The sequence below is a fragment of the Pseudomonas sp. X10 genome (genome assembly GCF_054889225.1).
The window spans coordinates 1169379-1184749 of record NZ_CM142677.1 but is presented as its reverse complement, the minus strand read 5'-3'; the positions used below and the strand labels follow the sequence as shown (position 1 = coordinate 1184749).

The following is a 15371-nucleotide window of genomic DNA, read 5'->3' as shown; positions in this document are numbered from 1 at the left end:
TGGAGGGTCACTGCAAGTCTAGACACAATTAGTAACACTCCGTTCCCCCATCACAGCCGCCGGCGGGCTGCACTGCCCGCCGGCGTCTTTGCCTCAGATGCGCTCGATGGCCAGCGCCAGGCCTTGGCCAACGCCTACGCACATGGTTGCCAGCCCCTTGCGCCCACCGCTTTTCTCAAGCTGGTGCAAGGCGGTCAGCACCAGGCGCGCACCGCTCATGCCCAGGGGATGGCCCAGGGCAATGGCACCGCCGTTGGGGTTGACCTGTGGCGCGTCATCGGCCACGCCGAGTTCGCGCAGCACGGCTAGGCCCTGGCTGGCGAAGGCTTCATTGAGCTCGATCACGTCGAAGTCGCTGACGGCCAGCCCCAGGCGCTCAGTCAGCTTGCGCACCGCCGGCACCGGGCCGATGCCCATGACCCGTGGCGCCACGCCGGCACTGGCCATGCCCAGCACGCGGGCGCGCGGGGTCAGGCCATGCTTCTTCACTGCCTCTGCCGACGCGAGGATCAGCGCGGCAGCACCATCGTTGACGCCCGAGGCGTTGCCTGCGGTGACGGTCTTGTCTGGGCCGTTGACCGGCTTGAGCCTGGCCAAGGCCTCCAAGGTAGTGTCGGCACGCGGGTGTTCATCGCGCTCGACCAAGGTCTCGCCCTTCTTGTGGACGATGCGCACCGGCACGATTTCCTCGGCGAAATAGCCGGCGGCCTGGGCCTGGGCGGCACGCTGCTGGCTGCGCAGGGCGAAGGCGTCCTGATCGGCACGCGATACCTGATAGTCGTCGGCCACGTTGTCGGCGGTCTGCGGCATGGCATCGACACCATACTGGGCTTTCATCAAAGGGTTGATGAAGCGCCAGCCGATCGTGGTGTCTTCAAGCTTCATGTTGCGCGAGTAACCGCTCTCGGCCTTGCCCATGACGAAGGGCGCACGCGACATCGACTCGACGCCACCGGCGAGCGCCAGCTCCATCTCGCCACTGGCGATGGCCCGGAACGCAGTGCCGATGGCATCCATACCTGAAGCGCACAGGCGGTTGAGGGTCACCCCCGGCACGCTTTCCGGCAAACCGGCCAGCAGCAGCGCCATGCGCGCCACGTTGCGGTTGTCCTCACCGGCCTGGTTGGCGCAGCCGAGGAAGACTTCGTCGAGCTGGTCCCACTGCACCGACGGGTTGCGCTCGATCAGCGCCTTGAACGGCACAGCCGCCAGGTCGTCGGCACGCACACTGGCCAGGGCGCCGCCGAAGCGGCCGATAGGGGTACGGATGGCATCACAGATGAATACGTCGCGCATCATGCTTCTCCTGGCGCCTGGCCATGAGCTGCTGCGGTACGCGCTTCGAGGTCACGCAGCGCGGTCAGCTCGACCTCGGTAGGCTCGACAGTGGTCTCGACCGTATCGGCGAAGCGGATCGGCCAGCCGGTGGCGGCAACGATCTGCTCACGGGTCACGCCCGGGTGGATCGAGGTGACCACGAACTCATGGGTGCCGGCTTCCGGCTCCATGATGCACAGGTCGGTGATGATGCCGACCGGGCCGTCGCCCGGCAGCCCCAGGCGCTTGCGCGAATCGCCGCCTTCGCCATGGCCGACCGAGGTGATGAAATCGAGCTTGTCGACAAAGGCACGCGACGACTGTTTGAGGATGATCAGCACCTGCTTCGCCGAACCTGCGATCTCCGGCGCACCGCCAGCACCAGGCAGGCGCACCTTGGGCTGGTGGTAGTCACCGACCACGGTGGTGTTGATGTTGCCGAAGCGGTCGACCTGGGCCGCGCCCAAGAAGCCGACGTCGATACGCCCGCCCTGCAGCCAGTAGCGGAAGATCTCGCCGGTGGGCACCACAGTGTCGGCGGTTTCCGCCAGCTCGCCATCACCGATGGACAGCGGCAGGACGCTCGGCTTGGCGCCAATCGGGCCGGATTCATAGATCAATACCACGTCTGGCGAGGAGGTCAGGCGCGCCAGGTTGGCGGCCTTGGACGGCAGGCCGATGCCGACGAAGCAGACAGCACCGTTACGCAGGCGACGGGCGGCGGCGACAGTCATCATTTCATTGGTGGAGTAGCTCATTGTGCGGCCTCCGAAGCGTTGGCCAGCTTGGCCTTGTATGCGTTGAAGTCAGCGGTGCCACGGATGTAGGTGTCGATCCAGGCGGTGAAGGCCTCGCGGCTGCGGGCGATCGGGTCCCAGTCCTGGTAGAAGCGGTTGTCGCGCTCGTAGTAACCGTGGGCGTAGGATGGGTGTGCGCCGCCCGGCACCAGGCATACCGCGCTCAGGGCCCAGCTCGGCAGGACACAAGCATTCATCGGCGCCTGCAGGTCATCGACGATTTCCTCGACGGTGACAATGCAGCGCTTGGCGGCCAGGGCCGCTTCCTTCTGCACGCCCAGGATGCCCCAGAGCAGCACGTTGCCCTTGCGGTCAGCCTTCTGGGCATGGATCACGGTGACATCCGGTCGTACCGAAGGCACTGCAGCGAGGACCTCGCCAGTGAACGGACAGGTCACGCTCTTGATCAGCGGATTGACCTTCGGCAGGTCGGAACCCGCGTAGGCGCGCAGCACGGCGAACGGCAGGCCGGAAGCGCCGGCGACATAGGCGTTGGCCAGGTCGGCGTGGCTGTGTTCCTCGATCTCCATGGCATGCGGCCACTGCTTCTCGACCGCATCGCGCAGGCGGTGCAGCGAGCCCACGCCAGGGTTGCCGCCCCAGGAGAAGATCAGCTTGCGGGCACAACCGGCACCGATCAGCTGGTCATAGATCAAGTCCGGGGTCATGCGCACCAGGGTCAGGTCTTTCTTGCCTTGGCGGATGATCTCGTGGCCGGCCGCAGTCGGGATCAGGTGAGTGAAACCTTCGAGGGCGATGCTGTCGCCATCCTGGATGAACTGCTTCACTGCGTCGTGAAGCGAGAGGATTGCTGCCATGGGAGACTCCTGGTCAGGCTGAGTCGAGGTCGGTTGAGCAGGACGTTGCGAGCAACGCCGCGTTGAGCTCAGATTAAGGAGACTGGTGGGACTCTTTCAATCCGATAATCGACTATCCGTGCGATTATCGAACAAATTGTTGTTGTGCTATGTATTCCCTTGCGGACGACGCGAGATGAGCAAGGGCTAGCGCCAGTTGGCGATACAAGGCACAGCCTTGCCAGTGCCGGAGCAAGGCCGCTGCGCAGCCATCACCAGTTGACGCTGCCTCCTACCAATAGAGTGTCCTCTTTGCTCAGGTCGCATCCGCATGACTGACCAAGCCCTTGATCACCACCGCCACGGTCGCCAGCCCGGCCGGCACTACCAGTGCGGTCAGCACCTGCTCGAAATTCCAGCCCAGGCCCAGCAGGGTCGCGCCGATCCAGGCGCCGAGGATGGCCCCGAAGCGCCCGATACCGAGCATCCAGGACACCCCAGTGGCACGGCCCTGGGTCGGGTAAAAACGTGCCGCCAGTGATGGCATGGCCGATTGCGCGCCGTTGACGCACATGCCTGCGATCAGCACCAAGGTCGCGAGCAAGGTGATATCGCCCAGGCTCTGCCCTACCGCGTAGGCGAACACCCCGGCCAGCAGGTAGAAGATACCGATGACCTTGTGCGGGTTGAAACGGTCCATGGCCCAGCCGACCGCCACGGCGCTGAGCACCCCACCGAACTGGAACAACGCGCCGATGAACGCGGCCTGCTCCATGCTCGCGCCGCTGTCACGCATCAGGGTCGGCAGCCAACTGGTCAGCAGGTACACGATCACCAGACCCATGAAATAGGTCAGCCAGAGCAACAAGGTGCCCAAGCCGTAGGTGCCGGAGAAGATCACGGCAAAGACGTTGCGGGCCGCCACCACCTTTTGTTCCGGCACGCTGAAGCTACCCGCCTGGGCGACCACCGCCGGGGCGATGGGGGCCAGGGTCTTGCGCACCTTGTCCGTGCCCCGGTTGCGTACCACCAAATAACGCGCCGACTCCGGCAGCCAGGCCATCAGCACCACAGCCAAAATCAGCGGCAGCACGCCACCGATCAGCAGCAGACTGTGCCAGCCGAACATGGGAATCAGCTTGGCGGAGATGAAGCCGCCACCGGCCATACCAAGGTTGAAACCACAGAACATGCTGGTCACCAGCAACGACTTGTGACGCTCCGGGGTGTACTCAGACAGCAGCGTGGTGGCGTTGGGCATTCCCGCCCCCAGTCCCAGGCCGGTCAGGAAGCGCAGCACCAGCAATTGATCGACCGAGCCGGCATAGGCCGAAGCCAGGCTGAACCCACCGAACACCAGCACGGCACCGACCAGCACACCCTTGCGACCGAAGCGGTCAGCCAGCGGGCCGGAACCCAGGGCGCCGAAAACCATGCCGATCAGCGCAGCGCTCATCACCGGGCCCAGGCTGGCGCGGTCGATGCCCCAGTCCTGGGACAGCGCCGGGGCGATGAAACCCATGGCCGCAGTGTCCAGGCCATCGAGGAAGACAATAAGGAAGCACAGGATCACCACCCGCCACTGATAGCGGGACAGTGGTTGGTCATTGATAAAGGACTGCACATCAAGGCAGTTTCCGACAGATTGAGGCTTGTTCATTGTTCTTATCCAAGAAACGCGCGCAGGTGGGCGCTGTACACGCGAGAGGCACAGGGATCAAAAGGGGTTTCGTGGCTGGCGCTCAGCCTGGGTAGGCCAACGCTGCAAGCGGGTGCGGCCGCGGCAGCGAGCGGATGTCGATCATGAGGGTGCCTCACGCGTGTTGTTATTGTCCGGCCGGGACGAGCCGGCCGCTGCAAAGGACATTAATAAGCAGGCGAAGCGGACGCAATTCGATAAACGCGACACTGTGCGTTTATCGAACAGGAAAATGCCGTCAGGCGAACAACTGGGCGCAAAGGTCGCGGCTGGCCGCCAGCATGATCGGCAGGAAACGCTGCTCCAGGTCGCCACGGCTGACCCGGCCGACATGGGTACTGACATTCAGGGCAGCCAGTACCTGCCCGGACGCGTCGTACACCGGTACGGCAATCGAGCGCAGGCCCTGTTCCAGTTCCTGGTCGACCACGCACCAGCCTTGCTCACGCACCTGCTGCAGACAGGCCAGCAGAGCCTGGGGCTCATGAATGGTACGGCTGGTGCGGGCCTTCATGTCGGCGCGCTCCAGGTATTCGTGGAGGCTGGCGTCATCCAGTGCCGCCAGGAGGATGCGGCCCATCGAGGTGCAATAGGCCGGTAGACGTCCACCCACTGAAAGGTCGACAGAGATCAAGCGCTCTACCGTGGCCGAACGGGCGATATAAAGGATGTCGTCGCCTTCCAGGGTCGCCATGTTGGCGGCCTCGTGTAGCTGGTCGCTGATACGGTCCAGGTAGGGTTGGGCGGACACCGCCAGCGGCGTGGACGACAGGTAGGCATGGCCCAGGGTCAGCACCTTGGGCAGCAAGGAATAGGTACGGCCATCGGTGGTGGCGTACCCCAGCTTGATCAAGGTGTGCAGGCAACGCCGTACAGCCGCCCGGGGAATCTCGGTGCGGTGGCTGATCTGGGCGATGGTCAGGTGGCGCTTGCGCTCCTGGAACGCCTGGATCACCGCTAGGCCACGGGCGAGAGAGGTCATGAAATCCGGATCACCGGTAAATGCCTGGATACGCTTGGCCGGCGACGCCACGATAGGCGGCGCCAGGGCAGTAAAGGCACTGCGTTCCAGCTCGTTCGATGCAGGCACTTTGGGCTGTATTTCTTCACTCATGGCTAACCTCGACAACAGTCACTTGTTCGATTATCGAACCAACGGCCGATAATCGCAATTGACCGATACCCTATTTGCTTATACCTTTCTCATGCCACTATGTGGCTTCTTGGAGAGACTGGTCAGGTACCCACCGTAGAAGTCCCAGGCACGGCCTTGCCACCCGCAAGGCCGTTTTTCATTTCCCCGCCCCGCTCCGTAATGCTGTTCACTTGAACCGCAGTGAGCTACGTATTTACCTAGCGACGCAGCCCATTGAGGAGCGGCCTTGTGGCCCGATGGTGCGCATAGCGGCCCCAAACCAGCAACAGCTGTCTTAAGCGAACAGCAGAACTTTTTTCGAAGCGGTCGGCTCCAACTCCCAAGAGTGGCCACGCTGTCATCATCTGCTTGTTATGCGAACAACTTCATACTGTCGTACCAGCAACAATACCGGATGATGGCCAACGGCAAGTTGATTGCTATAATGAACCCCGCTGGCCCTGATCCATTATGCGGTCGAGGATGCAAGGAGTTTGCACGACTGCGGATCGGCTTAGCGAGCCTGGTGCAGTTGGTTCAGCCATCCCACACGTTTCAGAGCGTCTTGCACCCCAACAACACTGTTGCTGCGACAGCGAATGTCGCCCTGGTGGCGTAGCCGCATGCCTATTGATATGCATGTCGATGCCAGGGTCAACTTCAACAATTCAGGTAATACTGTGACGAAAGATGAACTGCGCGCGGAACTCGAGCGTCAGGAACAACGTTACAAGGAAGTTTATGGTGGTGAAGTCACCACCTATGCCGCCCAACCAGACCCGGAACGCAAACCCTGGCGCAAGCGTGCCAGCATCCTGGACCAAGCCTTTGCCCAGGAACTGGAAAAGATAGAAAAGGAACTGCACAGCGAAAAACCGTGAATAGCCAGTAGCCACTAGTACGAATGATCGATCATTACAGTCCTTACATCGATGTAAAGGAATTTCACAAATTTCATACGGTCGTTTGAAATATTCGATAAACGGTAAAGCCGACAGATTTTTGTGCTTTTCCTGAATTTTCACTGATCTTGACCGACATTTACCCTTGAGGAAGCGTCCCCTCCCCCCCGTTTGGGTGACGCACTCATGTTCAATCAGTCGGCAACACGTGCATCGATTGCCATGGTTTTCTGGCATAATCGCGCCCCCTTATGACCGGGTCAGAAAACCTTCATGATCGATTTATTCAGCGGACTTGATGCCTGGGTACTGGTGAGCCTGGTGCTCGCCTTGACCTTCGTGCTCGCCTTCGAGTTCATCAATGGCTTTCATGACACCGCCAACGCGGTAGCTACAGTCATCTATACCAAAGCCATGCCACCGCACCTGGCCGTGTTCTTCTCCGGCGTGTTCAACTTCCTCGGAGTTCTGCTCGGCGGTGTCGGCGTGGCCTATGCCATCGTCCACCTGCTGCCGGTCGAACTGCTGATCAATGTGAATACCGGTCATGGCCTGGCGATGGTCTTTTCCCTGCTAGCTGCGGCCATCACCTGGAACCTGGGCACCTGGTACTTCGGTATCCCGGCATCCAGCTCGCACACCCTGATCGGTTCGATCCTCGGTGTCGGCCTGGCCAATGCCGTGCTCAACGACATTCCATTAGGTGACGGGGTCAACTGGCAGAAGGCGATCGATATCGCCATGTCGCTGGTGTTCTCGCCCTTGGCCGGCTTCGCCGTGGCAGCCCTGGTGCTGATCGCCCTGAAGTGGTGGCGCCCGCTGTCGAAGATGCACAAGACTCCGGAGCAGCGCCGCAAGCTCGATGACAAGAAGCACCCTCCTTTCTGGAACCGCCTGGTGCTGGTGATTTCCGCCATGGCCGTGAGCTTCGTGCACGGCTCCAACGACGGCCAGAAGGGCATCGGTCTGATCATGCTGGTACTGATCGGTATCGTGCCGGCGCAGTTCGTCCTGGACCTGCGCAGCACCACCTACCAGATCGAGCGGACCCGCGACGCTACCTTGCACCTGAGCCAGTTCTACCAGCGCAACGAAGCCACCCTCGGCGAGTTCCTCGCCTTGGGCAAGGCCGCGCCAGGCGATCTGCCGGAGCAGTTCAGCTGCAATCCGCAACAGACAGAGCCGACCATCACCGCGCTGCAAGAATCGCTCAAGGGCGTTGGAGACTACCACTCGCTGTCCTCGGAAAAGCGCGTGGAAGTGCGCCGTTACCTGCTCTGTCTGGATGACACGGCGAAGAAGGTCGGCAAATTGCCAGGTCTGAATGCCCGTGAGCGGGCCGACCTGGACAAACTGCGCCGTGACCTGACCGCCACCACCGAGTACGCCCCCTTCTGGGTGATCCTCGCCGTCGCCCTGGCCCTCGGCCTTGGCACCATGGTCGGCTGGAAGCGCGTGGTACTGACCATTGGCGAGAAGATCGGCAAGCAAGGTATGACCTACGCCCAGGGCATGTCGGCGCAGATCACCGCTGCCTGTGCCATCGGCATGGCCAACATCTTCAGCCTGCCGGTCTCTACTACCCATGTGCTGTCGTCCGGCGTTGCCGGCACCATGGTCGCCAACAAGAGCGGCCTGCAAGGCGGCACCGTCAAGACCATCCTGCTGGCCTGGGTCCTGACCCTGCCAGCATCCATGGGCCTGGCGGCCGGTCTGTTCTGGCTGGCCTCCAAGTCCATCGGCTGAGCTTTATAAGCTGGAGTGCCTTCAGGTGGGGCTGCTACGCAGCCCATCGCGATACAAGGCCGCCCCACAGAGGGCTTGCCTTGTGTGTGGGCCTTGTGTCGCGATGGAGCGCGCAGTGGCCCCAAACCATACGACAGATGTCTTAATGTCGACTGCAGGAAGGTGACCGTCCTGCCCCCTAACGCCGCTTGCCGCCGAGCAACGAGCCCATCACCCCCCGCACCAGTTGCCGTCCCAGTTGGTTCGCCGCCTGACGCACCGCCGACTTGATCGCCTGTCCGGCTGCGCTCTGCAGGAACTCACCAGCTTTATCAGCAATGCTTTCCTCGCCGGCCTTCGGTGTCTTGCCCGCCTCTGCCAGCTCGCCCTTGCGGGCAGTGAGCATTTCATAGGCAGACTCTCGGTCGATTGGCTTGTCGTAGCGACCGGCAAGCGGCGAGGCGCTGATCAATGCGCTGCGTTCCGCCTCGGTCAGCGGGCCGATCCGTGATTGCGGCGGTGCGATCAGTACGCGCTGGACCATCTCCGGCGTGCCCTTGTCCTGCAGGGTTCCCACCAGCGCCTCGCCGATGCCCAGCTCGGTCAGTACAGACAAGGTATCGAACGCCGGGTTGGGACGGAAACCATCGGCCACGGCCTTGAGCGATTTCTGTTCCTTGGCGGTGAAGGCGCGCAGGCCATGCTGAATACGCAGGCCCAACTGCGCCAAGACCGCATCGGGCAAGTCACTGGGCGATTGAGTCACGAAATAGACCCCTACCCCTTTGGAGCGGATCAGCCGCACCACCTGTTCCAAACGATCCTGCAAAGCCTTCGGCGTACCGTTGAACAACAGGTGCGCCTCGTCGAAGAACAGTGCCAGCACCGGTTTATCGGCATCGCCACGTTCCGGCAATTGCTCGAACAGCTCAGCCAGCAGCCACAGCAGGAAGGTCGCATAGACCTTGGGCGCCTCGTGCACCAGGCGGCTGGCATCCAGCAGGTGAATGCGCCCGCGGCCGTCGGCATCCGGGCGCAGCAGGTCTTCCAGTTGCAGGGCCGGTTCGCCGAACAGCGCTTCGGCGCCTTGCTGCTCGAGGATCGCCAAGCGGCGCAGCAGGGCCTGGGTCGAGCCGCTGGTCATCAGTGCACCATCCTCGCCCAGCAGTTGCGGGTTGTCCTTGAGGTGCCCCAGCAATGCCTTGAGGTCCTTGAGGTCGAGCAGCAACAGGCCTTCGCGGTCAGCCACCTTGAACGCCGCATAGAGCGCCGCCTGCTGGCTGTCGGTCAGTTCCAGCAGGTTACCCAGCAGCAACGGTCCCATTTCGCTGATCGTGGTGCGCAGGGGATGGCCCGATTTGCCATCGATGTCCCACAGGCTGACCGGATAGGCCTGTGGCCGGTGCTCCAGCCACGGCATGCCGGCAATGCGCTCGGCCACCTTACCTTGCGGCACGCCCACCGCGCCCAGGCCGCACAAGTCACCCTTGATGTCGGCGGCGAACACCGCGACCCCGGCATCGCTGAACACCTCCGCCAGGTGCTGCAGAGTGACGGTTTTGCCTGTGCCGGTGGCACCCGCCACGAGGCCGTGCCGGTTGGCCAGGCGCATGGCCTGGCTCACGGCCTGGCCCGCCAGATCGGCGCCCAGGACGATTTGCGATGAATCAGACATGTTTTTTCATCCTCTGCTCAAGCTTTACAGCGTAACGGCCGATACCCCGTCGTGAAATTCACTGGAAAGACAGGAAAACCCGAAAGGACCACGGGAATTGCACTGTTTTCAAGCTGCGCTTCGTGCGAACGACCCGATAAAAGACCTTAGCGGACCCGATACGCCATGAACAAAAACCTTCGCTTCAGTCACAAGATTCTTTTGGCTGCATCACTCATCGTGATGCTCGCCTTCATCCTGTTCACCTTGTACAACGATTACTTGCAGCGTAATGCGATTCGCGCCGACCTGGAAAGTTATCTCGAAGAAATGGGCAACTCCACGTCGACCAATATCCGCAACCTGTTCGACGGGCGTATCAAACTGGTGGAAAACCTGGCGCAAAACATCGCGCAATCTCCAGACAATGCCGCCACCTTGATGGGGCAGGATGCCCTGACTTCAAGTTTCCTCACCGTTTATATGGGCGGGGTCGACGGCAGTTTCATCGTCCGTCCAGATTCCAAGATGCCCGACGGTTACGACCCCCGCATACGCCCCTGGTACAAGGACGGCATGAGCGCTAACGGGGCGATCCTCACCGAACCCTATATCGATCTGACCACCAACAAGATGGTGATCGGCATTCTCAGCAATGTCTCACGCAGTATCGGCGTGGTGGGCGGTGACCTGGCCCTGGACGGGCTGGTGCAGATCATCAACTCGTTGAACTTCGGCGGCATGGGTTATGCCTTCCTGGTCAACGACCAGGGCAAGATCCTCGTGCACCCGGACCAGGACCTGGTGATGAAGTCGCTGGCAGACCAGTTCCCGCAGAATACCCCGAAGCTGTCGAACGACCTGACCGAGCTGCAAGTCAACGGCCAGACCCGCCTGATGACCTTCACCCCGATCAAGGGCCTGCCTTCCGCCAACTGGTATATCGGCCTGTCGGTGGATAAGGAAAAGGCCTACTCGATGCTCAGTGACTTCCGCACCTCCGCGATCATTGCCACCTTGGTCGCCATCGTCATCATCATCGCCCTGCTCGGTCTGCTGATCCGTGCGCTGATGCAGCCGCTGCACACCATGACCCGCGCCATGGAAGATATCGCTGAAGGTGAGGGCGACCTGACCAAGCGCCTGAGCATCCACAACCACGACGAATTCGGCATCCTCGGCAGTGCCTTCAACCGCTTCGTCGAACGCATCCACGGCTCGATCCGCGAAGTGTCCTCGGCCACCGAGCAGGTCAACGAAGTCGCCCTGCGGGTGATCAGCGCCTCCAACTCATCGATGGCCAATTCCGATGAGCAGGCCAACCGCACCAACAGTGTCGCGGCGGCGATCAACGAACTGGGCGCCGCCGCCCAGGAAATCGCTCATAACGCCGCCCAAGCCTCACAGCACGCAAGCTCCGCACGGCACCTGGCCGAGGAAGGCCAGCAGGTGGTGGAGCGCAACATCCAGGCGATGAACCGACTGTCGGACCTCATCTGCACTTCCAGCGCGCACATCGAGACCCTGAACAACAAGACCGTGAACATCGGCCAGATCCTCGAAGTCATCACTAGCATCTCCCAGCAGACCAACCTGCTGGCGCTCAACGCTGCCATCGAAGCCGCCCGCGCCGGGGAAGCCGGTCGTGGCTTCGCCGTAGTCGCCGACGAGGTGCGCAACCTGGCCCATCGCACCCAGGAATCGGCCCAGCAAGTGCAGAACATGATCGAGGAACTGCAGGTCGGTGCCCGCGAGTCGGTCGACACCATGGGCCAGAGCCAACGCCACAGCCAGGACAGCGTGGAGATCGCCAACCAGGCCGGCGAACGCCTGGACAGCGTGACCCAGCGCATCGGCGAGATCGATGGCATGAACCAGTCGGTGGCCACCGCTACCGAAGAGCAGACCGCCGTGGTCGACTCGATCAACATGGACATCAACGAAATCAACATGCTCAACCAAGAAGGCGTCGAGAACCTGCAGTCGACCCTGCGCGCCTGCGCCGACTTGGAACAGCAAGCCACCCGCCTGAAACACCTGGTCGGCAGCTTCCGTATCTGACTGCGTTGCAGGTGGATCAAACTAGTGGCCCGGTAACGTGCACCTCCGCGCACCGGGCCCTTCTCTCGACAAGTTGAACCGCCAACTGAAACCGCCTCCAACCGCTGCAGAGCAGTGCCTCGCAGCGGAATGCAGGCCCCCTGGCCCGCCCCTCCAGACCGATCGAACAAACTATCCTTACTGAAGGTCAACCTTTAGGCGCGTCATCGTCGGCAGAGCACTGCCGGATGACAGACCTGAAGACGATCTCGGAGGGACGCTGATCGTGCACATCGCTGACATCACCATGTTCTACGCCCCCGCAAGCGGCGGCGTACGTACTTATCTTGATGCCAAACACCGCCGCCTCGACGCCATGATCGGCGTTCGCCACAGCCTGCTGATCCCCGGCGCCAGTGCCACCCATGCCAACGGTATCTACCAAGTGCCGGCGCCAGCCCTGCCCTTCGGCAACGGCTACCGCTTCCCGGTACGCCTGGCGCCCTGGTGCCATGTGTTGCGCAACCTGCAGCCGGACCTGATCGAAGTGGGCGATCCCTACCTGACCGCCTGGGCCGCCCTGGATGCGCGGCGCCAGCTCAATGTACCGGTCATCGGTTTCTATCATTCCGACCTGCCGCTACTGGTCAGCAACCGGATGGGCAACTGGTTCACGCCCAATGTCGAGGCCTACGTCAGCAAGCTGTACGGCAACTTCGACAGGGTTCTGGCGCCGAGCCAAGTCATGGCGGACAAGTTGCGCCGCCTGGGTATCGACAATGTCCATGTGCAGCGGCTGGGCGTAGACCTGGGCACGTTCAACCCCGAACACCGCGACCCGCACCTGCGCGCCGAACTGGGCATTCCCGACACCACCCGGCTGCTGGTCTTCGCCGGCCGTGGATCGCGGGAAAAGAACCTGCCGGTGCTGCTCGATTGCATGAAGCACCTGGGACGGCACTATCACCTGCTGCTGGTGGGCTCGCACATGCCGGTTTCGGTACCAGACAACGTCAGCGTGATCGACCACTTCTGCCCTGCCCATGAGGTCGCCCGCCTGCTCGCCAGCGCCGACCTGCTGGTGCATGCTGGCGACCAAGAGACCTTCGGCCTGGTCATCCTTGAGGCCATGGCCAGCGCCACGCCAGTGGTGGCCGTCGCCGCCGGAGCCTTCGGCGAAATCGTCAATGAGCACTGTGGCCGGCTGTGCCAGCCCAACGACGGCCAAGCCATGGCCAAAGCGGTGCGCGAGGTCTTCGAGGCCGACGTGCGTAATCTCGGCGCCCAGGCTCGCCGCCATGTGGAACAGCACTACTCCTGGGACAGCGTGGTCAACGGCCTGCTCGGCCATTACCAGGCGGTGCTCGGCCACCAGCCGCGAGTGTGGGCCCATGGCTGAGGGCACTCGCACTGCAGCGCCGGCACGTAGCCTGATGCTGGTGCTGCATGATGTCGCGCCCGAGACCTGGCCGGACTACCAGCCTTTCGTCGCAGCGGTCGATGCGCTGGGCCAGGTCCCTATGACCTGGCTGGTGGTGCCGGACTTCCACCGGCGCAATGCGCTGAGCCGCTCGCCCACCTTCTGCCGCCTGCTCGAACGGCGCCTGGCGCAGGGTGATGAACTGGCCCTGCATGGCTATTACCATGCCGACGAAAGCCCACCACCGCGCAGCCCCAGCGAGTACTTCATGCGCCGTATCTATACCCATGAGGGTGAGTTCTACGGCCTGGACCAAGCGCAGGCGTTGCTTCGCCTGCAAGCGGGCATGGCCCTGTTCGAGCGACAGGGCTGGCCGCTGGCCGGCTTCGTCGCGCCAGCCTGGCTGATGAGCGAAGGGACACGCCAGGCCCTGCGCAGCCTGCCCCTGCGCTACACCAGCACACCGCAACATCTGTACCGCCTGCCGGACTTCACTGCCATTGCCGCCCCAGGCCTGGTCTGGAGTGCACGTAGCGCCTGGCGACGCGGCCTCTCGCGGCTAGTCTGCGACTGGCGATACCAGCGCCTGAAAGGGGCCGAGACCCTGCGCCTGGGCCTGCACCCAGTGGACATGCGCCACGCCCTGTCACGGAACTACTGGTTGCAGACCTTGCAAAGCATGCTCGCAGAGGGACGCGCACCACTGACCAAATCCGCATGGCTGGACAGCAGGACCACCGCATGAGGCGCCTGGCATGGCTTGGGGCGGCACTGCTGTTCGCCCTGCTGGTGCCCGCCTTGCTCGGAGGCAGCGAGCTACTGCCGCGCCTGCAAACCTTCGCACCAGGCCTGATGATGGTGCTGCTGGGCATGATCCTGCTGTGCTGGATCATCAACGCCATCCGCCTGCGGCTGCTGCTCGGCCAGCAAGGGGCGCGACTGGGGCGAGTCAGAAGCCTCGGCGTGGTCATGGCCACCGAGTTCGCCATCTGCACCACGCCCGGTGGCAGTGGCGGCCCGCTGACCCTGATGGCCTTGCTCGCCCGCGAGCGCATTGGCCCGGCCCGCAGTGGCGCGGTGTTCGCCATGGACCAGCTCAACGACCTGCTGTTCTTTTTCTGCGCGATGCTCGCCATTGCCGGCTACGCCTTGTTCCACAGCCTGGGCCGCAGCCAGGAAGCCATGCTGCTGAGCAGCGCCCTGCTGCTCTGCTCGGTGCTGGCCGGGCTCGTTGCCCTGCTGCGCTATCGACGAGGTATGCTGCGTTTCAATGGCAGGCTGCTGCGGCGGCTGGGCGTGTCGTTGCGGCGACGCCAACGCTGGACGCGCAAACTGCTGCATTTCTTTCGCGCATTGGCCGAGACCTGGCGCTTGCCCAAGCGCACCCTAGCCCTGGTTTTCACCCTGACGTGTTTGCACTGGAGCCTGCGCTATAGCGTGCTGTATCTCGTGTTGCGGGGATTGGGCGTGGAGTTGCAGTGGGTGCCGAGCTTTCTGGTGCAAATGCTTTCGTTCAGCGCAGGCCAATTCAGCCTGCTACCGGGTGGCGCCGGTGCCGCCGAGCTGACGTCGGCGACCCTACTGGCGCCGCTGGTGGGCAGCTCGACCGCGGCCGCGGCCATTCTGATCTGGCGCGCGGTCACTTATTACTTCTATTTGCTCGCGGGCGGCCCGGTGTTCGTCTGCCTGCTGGCGCGTCCGCTGCTGGAGCGCTGGCGACAGGCGGGTTGAGCTGCTGCCAAAGTTCGGCGGCACCGGGAAACTCAGTGCCGTCGTCCTCACTCAGGGCCTCAGGGTCATAACGGGCCAGACAGCCTTCACCCAAGGTGGGCGGCGCCTTGGCCCCGGCCTTGTCTCTCGGGTCGGCCATCTGCTCGCCCTGCCC

At 62.8% G+C, this 15371-nt stretch carries 13 protein-coding genes and 1 pseudogene; 7 read left to right on the top strand and 7 right to left on the bottom strand.

The window, feature by feature from the left end; all coding sequences use genetic code 11:
• Positions 1 to 93: 93 nt before the first annotated feature.
• The 5 genes from pcaF to pcaR all read right to left on the bottom strand — a co-directional run bounded on the left by pcaF (position 94) and on the right by pcaR (position 5724).
• Positions 94 to 1299 carry a 3-oxoadipyl-CoA thiolase gene (pcaF, locus tag ACYU03_RS05550; protein ID WP_461888689.1) on the bottom strand — a complete coding sequence of 402 codons (1206 nt, stop codon included), beginning with the start codon at positions 1297 to 1299 and terminating at the stop codon, positions 94 to 96.
• Entirely contained in the window at positions 1296 to 2075 is a 780-nt protein-coding gene (locus ACYU03_RS05545) for a CoA-transferase subunit beta (RefSeq protein WP_461888687.1), read from the bottom strand. Before ACYU03_RS05545 ends, pcaF begins: the two co-directional genes overlap by 4 nt.
• Positions 2072 to 2932: a CoA transferase subunit A gene (locus tag ACYU03_RS05540; protein ID WP_461888685.1), complete on the bottom strand. Its 861-nt coding sequence runs from the start codon at positions 2930 to 2932 to the stop codon at positions 2072 to 2074. The genes ACYU03_RS05545 and ACYU03_RS05540 overlap by 4 nt, the downstream gene beginning before the upstream one ends.
• 295 nt (positions 2933 to 3227) lie before the next feature.
• A complete protein-coding gene (locus ACYU03_RS05535) occupies positions 3228 to 4571 on the bottom strand; it encodes an aromatic acid/H+ symport family MFS transporter (protein WP_461888684.1) in 1344 nt (447 codons plus the stop codon).
• A 277-nt stretch (positions 4572 to 4848) separates the two neighbouring features.
• On the bottom strand, positions 4849 to 5724 hold the full coding sequence (gene pcaR, locus ACYU03_RS05530; protein ID WP_461888681.1) for a pca regulon transcriptional regulator PcaR: 876 nt from the start codon (positions 5722 to 5724) through the stop codon (positions 4849 to 4851).
• 701 nt (positions 5725 to 6425) lie between these two features.
• Between pcaR and ACYU03_RS05525 the strand changes: the two genes are divergently transcribed.
• A complete protein-coding gene (locus tag ACYU03_RS05525) occupies positions 6426 to 6626 on the top strand; it encodes a hypothetical protein (RefSeq protein ID WP_461891401.1) in 201 nt (66 codons plus the stop codon).
• Positions 6627 to 6920: 294 nt separating this feature from the next.
• Positions 6921 to 8393 carry an inorganic phosphate transporter gene (locus ACYU03_RS05520; protein WP_461888679.1) on the top strand — a complete coding sequence of 491 codons (1473 nt, stop codon included), beginning with the start codon at positions 6921 to 6923 and terminating at the stop codon, positions 8391 to 8393.
• 178 nt (positions 8394 to 8571) lie between these two features.
• Here ACYU03_RS05520 and ACYU03_RS05515 read toward each other — a convergent pair whose 3' ends face one another.
• Complete coding sequence (locus ACYU03_RS05515) at positions 8572 to 10047, bottom strand: helicase HerA-like domain-containing protein (protein WP_461888677.1); 1476 nt, start codon at positions 10045 to 10047, stop codon at positions 8572 to 8574.
• Positions 10048 to 10212: 165 nt separating this feature from the next.
• Between ACYU03_RS05515 and ACYU03_RS05510 the strand changes: the two are divergent.
• From ACYU03_RS05510 to ACYU03_RS05490, 5 genes and pseudogenes are all read left to right on the top strand, one after another.
• Positions 10213 to 11229, top strand: a pseudogene (locus ACYU03_RS05510) (HAMP domain-containing protein); the annotation flags it as partial.
• Between the two features lie 93 nt (positions 11230 to 11322).
• A complete protein-coding gene (locus tag ACYU03_RS05505) occupies positions 11323 to 12087 on the top strand; it encodes a methyl-accepting chemotaxis protein (RefSeq protein ID WP_461891400.1) in 765 nt (254 codons plus the stop codon).
• 286 nt (positions 12088 to 12373) lie between these two features.
• Positions 12374 to 13465: a glycosyltransferase family 4 protein gene (locus tag ACYU03_RS05500; RefSeq protein ID WP_461891399.1), complete on the top strand. Its 1092-nt coding sequence runs from the start codon at positions 12374 to 12376 to the stop codon at positions 13463 to 13465.
• On the top strand, positions 13458 to 14231 hold the full coding sequence (locus ACYU03_RS05495; protein WP_461888676.1) for a DUF2334 domain-containing protein: 774 nt from the start codon (positions 13458 to 13460) through the stop codon (positions 14229 to 14231). Before ACYU03_RS05500 ends, ACYU03_RS05495 begins: the two co-directional genes overlap by 8 nt.
• Positions 14228 to 15217, top strand: coding sequence for a lysylphosphatidylglycerol synthase transmembrane domain-containing protein (locus tag ACYU03_RS05490; protein WP_461888674.1), 990 nt, complete (start codon positions 14228 to 14230; stop codon positions 15215 to 15217). Before ACYU03_RS05495 ends, ACYU03_RS05490 begins: the two co-directional genes overlap by 4 nt.
• Here the strand turns inward: ACYU03_RS05490 and ACYU03_RS05485 are convergent.
• Positions 15126 to 15356, bottom strand: coding sequence for a hypothetical protein (locus ACYU03_RS05485; protein ID WP_461888672.1), 231 nt, complete (start codon positions 15354 to 15356; stop codon positions 15126 to 15128). The two genes, ACYU03_RS05490 and ACYU03_RS05485, sit on opposite strands and share 92 nt — an antisense overlap.
• Positions 15357 to 15371 lie beyond the last annotated feature (15 nt).

Coding starts and splice junctions, on each gene's coding strand:
- ACYU03_RS05540 (WP_461888685.1), bottom strand. CDS start 2,932: ATGGCAGCAATCCTCTCGCTTCACGACGCAGTGAAGCAGTTCATCCAG.
- pcaF (WP_461888689.1), bottom strand. CDS start 1,299: ATGATGCGCGACGTATTCATCTGTGATGCCATCCGTACCCCTATCGGC.
- ACYU03_RS05515 (WP_461888677.1), bottom strand. CDS start 10,047: ATGTCTGATTCATCGCAAATCGTCCTGGGCGCCGATCTGGCGGGCCAG.
- ACYU03_RS05520 (WP_461888679.1), top strand. CDS start 6,921: ATGATCGATTTATTCAGCGGACTTGATGCCTGGGTACTGGTGAGCCTG.
- ACYU03_RS05545 (WP_461888687.1), bottom strand. CDS start 2,075: ATGAGCTACTCCACCAATGAAATGATGACTGTCGCCGCCGCCCGTCGC.
- ACYU03_RS05535 (WP_461888684.1), bottom strand. CDS start 4,571: ATGAACAAGCCTCAATCTGTCGGAAACTGCCTTGATGTGCAGTCCTTT.
- ACYU03_RS05490 (WP_461888674.1), top strand. CDS start 14,228: ATGAGGCGCCTGGCATGGCTTGGGGCGGCACTGCTGTTCGCCCTGCTG.
- ACYU03_RS05495 (WP_461888676.1), top strand. CDS start 13,458: ATGGCTGAGGGCACTCGCACTGCAGCGCCGGCACGTAGCCTGATGCTG.
- pcaR (WP_461888681.1), bottom strand. CDS start 5,724: ATGAGTGAAGAAATACAGCCCAAAGTGCCTGCATCGAACGAGCTGGAA.
- ACYU03_RS05505 (WP_461891400.1), top strand. CDS start 11,323: ATGGCCAATTCCGATGAGCAGGCCAACCGCACCAACAGTGTCGCGGCG.
- ACYU03_RS05485 (WP_461888672.1), bottom strand. CDS start 15,356: ATGGCCGACCCGAGAGACAAGGCCGGGGCCAAGGCGCCGCCCACCTTG.
- ACYU03_RS05500 (WP_461891399.1), top strand. CDS start 12,374: ATGTTCTACGCCCCCGCAAGCGGCGGCGTACGTACTTATCTTGATGCC.